General features: G+C 68.8%; 5 protein-coding genes and 1 pseudogene. 3 read left to right on the forward strand and 3 right to left on the reverse strand.

Going from position 1 to position 5,943, the window contains the following annotated elements:
* The first annotated feature begins 158 nt into the window (after positions 1–158).
* The 3 genes from I71_RS33095 to I71_RS33105 all read left to right on the forward strand — a co-directional run bounded on the left by I71_RS33095 (position 159) and on the right by I71_RS33105 (position 2,158).
* Positions 159–926 carry a ComF family protein gene (locus tag I71_RS33095; RefSeq protein WP_042704316.1) on the forward strand — a complete coding sequence of 256 codons (768 nt, stop codon included), beginning with the start codon at positions 159–161 and terminating at the stop codon, positions 924–926.
* 117 nt (positions 927–1,043) lie between these two features.
* Positions 1,044–1,307 carry a glutaredoxin 3 gene (grxC, locus tag I71_RS33100; protein WP_014248998.1) on the forward strand — a complete coding sequence of 88 codons (264 nt, stop codon included), beginning with the start codon at positions 1,044–1,046 and terminating at the stop codon, positions 1,305–1,307.
* On the forward strand, positions 1,304–2,158 hold the full coding sequence (locus I71_RS33105) for a carbon-nitrogen hydrolase family protein (RefSeq protein ID WP_042704318.1): 855 nt from the start codon (positions 1,304–1,306) through the stop codon (positions 2,156–2,158). Before grxC ends, I71_RS33105 begins: the two co-directional genes overlap by 4 nt.
* 43 nt (positions 2,159–2,201) lie before the next feature.
* Here the strand turns inward: I71_RS33105 and I71_RS33110 are convergent, their stop codons facing one another.
* The 3 genes and pseudogenes from I71_RS33110 to I71_RS33120 all read right to left on the reverse strand — a co-directional run.
* Positions 2,202–2,681 (reverse strand): DNA polymerase III, encoded by a 480-nt coding sequence (locus I71_RS33110; RefSeq protein WP_042704320.1) that lies wholly within the window; start codon positions 2,679–2,681, stop codon positions 2,202–2,204.
* A gap of 7 nt (positions 2,682–2,688) precedes the next feature.
* Positions 2,689–4,554 (reverse strand): DUF294 nucleotidyltransferase-like domain-containing protein, encoded by a 1,866-nt coding sequence (locus I71_RS33115; RefSeq protein ID WP_083897518.1) that lies wholly within the window; start codon positions 4,552–4,554, stop codon positions 2,689–2,691.
* Between the two features lie 268 nt (positions 4,555–4,822).
* Positions 4,823–5,943 (reverse strand): annotated as a pseudogene (locus I71_RS33120) (cation/acetate symporter ActP); the annotation flags it as partial.

Raw genomic sequence — 5,943 nt, forward strand, 5'->3', positions numbered from 1 at the left:
GCCCGAACATCAACGAGTCGTCGTTGCAGCAGGACATGAAGTTCTTCGCGACGCTGCTGATCCTGTTCGTCACCGGCCCGGCGATCTATCTGGCACTGCGCGACTACACGGGGTTGATCTTCGAACGCATCGCCATGCTGCAGTGAGGGGGCCGGCCGATGCAGGCGCCAGCCTCTCTTGCCGGATTTGGCCGGATCGCCAGCGCTGCGGCGACCCTGCTGCTCGACGCCCTGCTACCGCCGCGCTGCCTCTGCTGCGGCGAGGCGGTGGACCGGCAGGGCGGCCTGTGCGCAGCCTGCTGGGTCAAGCTGACCTTCATCGCCCCGCCGCTGTGCGACTGCTGCGGCCTTCCCTTCGAGTATGAGGCACAGGAGGGCGCGCTATGCGGCGCCTGCCTGGCCTCCCCGCCGCCTTTCGCCCGCGCCCGCGCCGTCCTGGCCTATGACGACGGCAGCCGGCCGCTGGTGCTGGGCTTCAAGCATGGCGACCGCATCCATGCCGCCAAAGCCTACGGAGTCTGGCTGGCGCGGGCCGGCAAGCTGCTGCTGGAGGATGCCGACCGGCTGCTGCCGGTGCCGTTGCACCGCGCCCGCCTGTTCCACCGCCGCTACAACCAGGCGGCCCTGCTGGCGCAGGCGCTGTCGCGGCACAGCGGCGTTCCCGTCACCCCCGACCTGCTGCAACGCCAGCGCTTCACCCCGACCCAGGGCGGACTCGATCGCCAGGGCCGCCACCGCAACGTCAAGGGTGCCTTCCGCCTGCGGCCTGGACAGTCGGCGAAGGAACAGGTGACCGGACGGCGGCTGGTGCTGATCGACGACGTCATGACCACCGGGGCGACGCTGGCGGAATGCACACGGGTGCTGCTGCGCGCCGGGGCGGCCCGGGTCGATGTGCTGACCCTGGCGCGCGTGGTTCACCGCTGACGCTTGAAAAGGGGCGCGTCCGGCGACGCTGACCGGCGTTTCGCGCGGGCTGCAACGTCTGGCGCCCCTCGTGGGTTGACCTTATAGTTTCTCCACGTCCAAAAGGAGCCCAGTGGCATGGCCGACGTCGTCATCTACACCACTCCCTTCTGTCCCTATTGCATGCGGGCCAAGAGCCTGCTCGACGGCAAGGGCGTGACATACGAGGAAATCGATCTCTACGCCCAGCCGGGCCGCCGCAGCGAGATGATCGAGCGGTCGGAGGGCCGAACCACCGTCCCGCAGATCTTCATCGACGGGAAGCCCTATGGCGGCAGCGACGACATCCACGCGCTGGACCGCGCCGGCAAGCTCGACCCGCTGCTCGGCATCGCCGCATGAGCGAGGGTGCTGCCGGCACCGGTGTGCTGAAGGCCGCCTGCGTCCAAGTGAGTGCGGGTACGGAGCTTGAGCCGAACCTGCGGGCGGCGGGCGATCTCGTGCGCCGCGCCCGCGATGCCGGGGCGGACTTCATCGCCCTGCCGGAGAATGTCGGCTGGATCGTCCAGGGCCGCGACAAGACCATGCAGCGCGTCCGCAGCGAGGCGGAACATCCCGGCATCCCCTTCTTCGCCGATCTGGCGCGGGAGACCGGGGCCTGGATCCTGGGCGGCACGCTGCATGTCCTGCTCGACGACGGGCGCGCGGCCAACCGCAGCTACCTGTTCGATGCCGGCGGGCGGGTCGTCGCCTCCTATGACAAGATCCACATGTTCGACGTCACGCTGAAGGACGGCGAATCCTACCGTGAATCGGCGACCTTCCGGCCGGGCGAGCGGGCGGTGGTGGTGGCCAGCCCCTGGGGCGGCATCGGCATGACCGTCTGCTACGATGTGCGCTTCGCCTATCTCTACCGGGCGCTGGCCCAGGCGGGGGCGTCGATCCTGACGGTGCCGGCCGCCTTCACCGTGCCGACCGGCCGCGCCCATTGGCACACGCTGCTGCGCGCCCGCGCCATCGAAACCGGCTGCTTCGTCGTCGCCCCGGCCCAGACCGGCAGCCACGACCAGGGCCGCCAGACCTACGGCCATTCCTTGTTGATCGCCCCCTGGGGCGAGGTTCTGGCCGATGCCGGCACCGACGTCGGCTTCATCACCGCCGACCTGGATCTCGACCGTGTGGCGGAGGCCCGTGGCATGGTGCCGGCGCTGACCCACGACCGCAGCGTCGGGGTGGAGCGGGTCGGGTTCTGACCCACTCCGCTCAGCGGCCGTCCCCCCTCATCGCCCGTTCCCCTCATCGTCCGTCTTGAGTCAGCCGCAGCCACGCCATGGCGGCGGCCAGCGCGATGCCGAAGGCGCCGTCGGGCCGCACCGGCAGGTCGAGGTCGCGGACCAGGCTGTCCAGCCGCAGATCGACCGCCTGTTTGGACAGGCTGCGGATCTTGCGGTCGTAATAGAGGCTCGACACCTCCGTCCGCTCCTCCGGCAACGGACGGCCGGTCAGCCGCTCCGCCATGGCGACGGAGAAATCCAGGTAATAGCCGACCAGCGGCCGGCCGCCGACAAAGGCGTGCAGCAGGTCGCTGGCCTCCGCCAGTCCGGTGTCGCTGCCGGGATGGAGCCGCAGGGCGCTACCGGTCAGGATGCGGGAACCGCGGATATGGATCGCGGCGAAGGTCAGCGGCCTTGCCGTCTCGGGGTCGAAGCTGGTCGCTTCGCAATGGATCGCCACATGTTCCCGGCGGTCGCTGTCACTGTGATCGGAGTGCGCCATCGCCGCCTCAATGGTTCAGGCGGAAATGATGGGCGATCAGCTCCTTGAAGCTTTTCACCAGGGCCAGACAGTCCTTGAACTGGTCGCGGTCGAGCTTGCCCAGCCGGTCGGGGTGGACGAGGTTGTCGATCGCCATCTCCCCACCCTCCTCCGGCCCGTCGTCGGGAAGATCGACGCGCGCCTTCAGGCGGATGGTCGACAGGATGGCGAAGGCCTCCACCAGATCGGCCGCCATCTTGCGGTCCAGCGCCCCCAGCTCGGCCAGCACCTGGATGCGCTCCACCGTGTTGGTCTCCGCCCGGTGCCTTTCCAGCGCCAGCGCCCGCACGCCATGGACGATGGGGAAGATCCCGGCCTTCTTGATGTCCACCGCCTCCGCCCGACGCCGCTCGAACAGGGCGGCGAACAGGCCGCTCGGCGTGTCGAAGGACAGGGTCGGGCGGGCGAACTGGGTGAAGAACATCTGGTTGTCCTGCAGCCGGCTCAGCAGATAGCTCTTCGCCTCGGCCAGCAGCGTGGCGTCGCCAGCCACCGGGGCGGCGTCGTAGAAAATGGCGAGGTTCATTTGCGCCGCCTCGTCCGGACGATGGATCCAGGTGAACAGCGCATCCTTGTAGCCGGCGAGCGGCCGCGTCCACTCCGGGTTCGACACCATGATATTGCCGGGACAGGGCGGATAGCCGAACTCCACCAGATGACGGGTGAAGTCGGCGGCGATCCTCGGCAGATCGGGGCAGTCGAAGCCGTCGCGCAGGATCAGGCCGTTGTCCTGGTCGGTCTTCAGCAGCTGTTCGCCGCGCCCCTCGCTGCCCATGACGATCAGGCAGCTGTTCGCCAGCAGATCCGGCGGGGCAAGCAGCTCGAACAGCTTGCGGAAGATGCGGCGGTTCAGCTCCGTCACCAGATCGGCGATGAAGGCGACCTTGACCCCGGTGGCGTGCAAGGTACGGATCAGCTCGACGATGGAGCGGCTCGCCCGGCGCAGGTCGGCGGGGTCGGTGGCGTGCTCCACCTGCAGGCCGATGACCTGGGAATGGTTGGACAGCACCGCCAGCAGGTCGCTTTGCCCCAACAGCCCGACGATGGCGCCGTTCTCCGTCACCACCACCCGGCGCACCGCATGCTTGGTCATCAGCACCAGCGCGTTGAACAGCAGATCGTCGCGGTCCAGTGCCAGCAGGCCGTAACGGGCAAGCGGCCCGACGGGTTCGCTCACCGGACGGCCGTCCAGCACCACGAGGTCGCGCAGGTCGGTGCCGGTCAGGATGCCGACCGCTCCATCCGCCGCGCGCACCAGCACGCTGCTGGCCCGGTTCTGCCGCATCGCTTCCGCCGCATCGCGCAGGCTGGCGCCGGCATCGACGACCAGCGGCGGGTGCAGATAGGCCTGCCGGATGCGCGCCATGGTCAGCGCCGCCATCTCGCGGTTGGAGCGCAGCGCCGCCATCTCGCGCATGCGCTGGGCGAAGTCGCCGAGGATGGCGGCGCCGAATTCGGGATTCTCCGCCGCCAGCGCTTCGAGTGCGGCACGCGGGATCAGGTGGCAGGCGCAGTCCTCCACCGCGACGAAGCGCCGGCCGCCGGGGCCTCCCGCACCACCGCCGACGGAGCCATACAGCGCCTGGAGCCCGAAACGGTCGCCGGGACCGTGGATCGCCGCCACCTCACCGCCGCGGCGTTCCTGCACGGTACCGCGCAGCACGACGAACATCGCGTCGGCCGGCTCCTCCCGCGACAGCAGGACGGCGTCGCGGGGATAGAGCGCGATGTCCAGCGCCCCGGCCAGCGCCGCCCGCTGGCCGTCCGTCAGCAGGTCGAAGGGAGGCCGGCCGAAATCGAAGTCCGGGGAGGCGGGGGGCATCGCGTGCTGCACGGGCAGGCTCCGTCACGGAAGGGCGGGGCATAAGGACTGACAGGCATAAAAAAAGCGCCCCCGGACCGGATCCGGAGGCGCTTTTCAGGATACACCCGCCGGGCCTGATGCCGGAAGCGGGTGCGACATTTGGCGGCGTGGTTCGGTCACCGCACGGGCTTTCAGCCTTCCCCGAGGGGGGAAGGGATGCGGTGCGAGACGCGATCCCTTCCGTTCTTCTTGCCCCGCCCGTTTGCCTCGTTCGGCAGACTGCTCAGTGGGCAATCGCTCAGTGGGCGGACGCCCCCTCGGCACCCAGGCCGGTCTGCGACCGGATGTACTGGGCCTCGAAGTCCTTGCGCTCCTTCTGGGCCTGCGCGCTGTTGTCGGTGATCGAGAAGAACCAGATCCCGAGGAAGGCGAGCGGGATGGTGAAGGCGCCCGGGTTGTCGTAGGGGAAGATCGCTTGCGGGTGACCCAGCACGGCTTTCCACACGGTCGGACCCAGCACCAGCAGGACGATGGCGGAGATCAGGCCCAGCGAACCGCCCATGACGGCGCCACGGGTGGTCATCTTGCCCCAGAACATCGACATCAGCAGGATCGGGAAGTTGGCCGAGGCGGCGATGACGAAGGCCAGACCGACCATGAAGGCGACGTTCTGGTTTTCGAAGGCGATGCCCAGGATGATCGACAGGATGCCGATGGCCACCGTGGTGATCTTCGACACGCGGATCTCGTCGGCCTCGTTGGCGCGGCCCTTGGCGAAGACCGAGGCGTAGAGGTCATGGGAGACCGCCGAGGCGCCGGCCAGCGTCAGACCCGCGACCACCGCCAGGATGGTGGCGAAGGCGACCGCCGAGATGAAGCCGTAGAACAGGTCGCCGCCGACCGCATGGGCGGTGTGGATGGCCGCCATGTTGGTGCCGCCGATGACGTTGGCGATCACCGCCTTGGCGCCGGCCGCCGGGGCCGCCGTCAGGAACGGATAGGCGTTGTTGGCGTCGGGGGCCAGGATCATCAGGATGGCGCCGAAGCCGATGATGAAGGTCAGGATGTAGAAGTAGCCGATGAAGCCGGTGGCGTAGAAGACCGACTTGCGGGCTTCCTTGGCGTCCGACACCGTGAAGAAGCGCATCAGGATGTGCGGCAGGCCGGCGGTGCCGAACATCAGCGCCATGCCGAGCGAGATCGCCGAGACCGGATCGGTGACCAGGGCGCCCGGCGACATGATCGCCAGACCCTTCGGGTGCGCCTCGACGGCGGCCTTGAACATCGCCTCGGGGCTGAAGCCGAACTTCGCCAGGATCATGAAGGCCATGAAGGAGGCGCCGGACAGCAGCATCACCGCCTTGATGATCTGCACCCAGGTCGTCGCCAGCATGCCGCCGAAGGTCACGTAACCGATCA

It is taken from the genome of Azospirillum sp. B506 (genome assembly GCF_000333595.1).
Taxonomy (GTDB): Bacteria; Pseudomonadota; Alphaproteobacteria; order Azospirillales; family Azospirillaceae; genus Azospirillum.

What these genes read in the sequence shown, in the direction of transcription:
- I71_RS33095 (WP_042704316.1), top strand. Translation starts at nt 159, where the DNA reads ATGCAGGCGCCAGCCTCTCTTGCCGGATTTGGCCGGATCGCCAGCGCT.
- grxC (WP_014248998.1), top strand. Translation starts at nt 1,044, where the DNA reads ATGGCCGACGTCGTCATCTACACCACTCCCTTCTGTCCCTATTGCATG.
- I71_RS33105 (WP_042704318.1), top strand. Translation starts at nt 1,304, where the DNA reads ATGAGCGAGGGTGCTGCCGGCACCGGTGTGCTGAAGGCCGCCTGCGTC.
- I71_RS33110 (WP_042704320.1), bottom strand. Translation starts at nt 2,681, where the DNA reads ATGGCGCACTCCGATCACAGTGACAGCGACCGCCGGGAACATGTGGCG.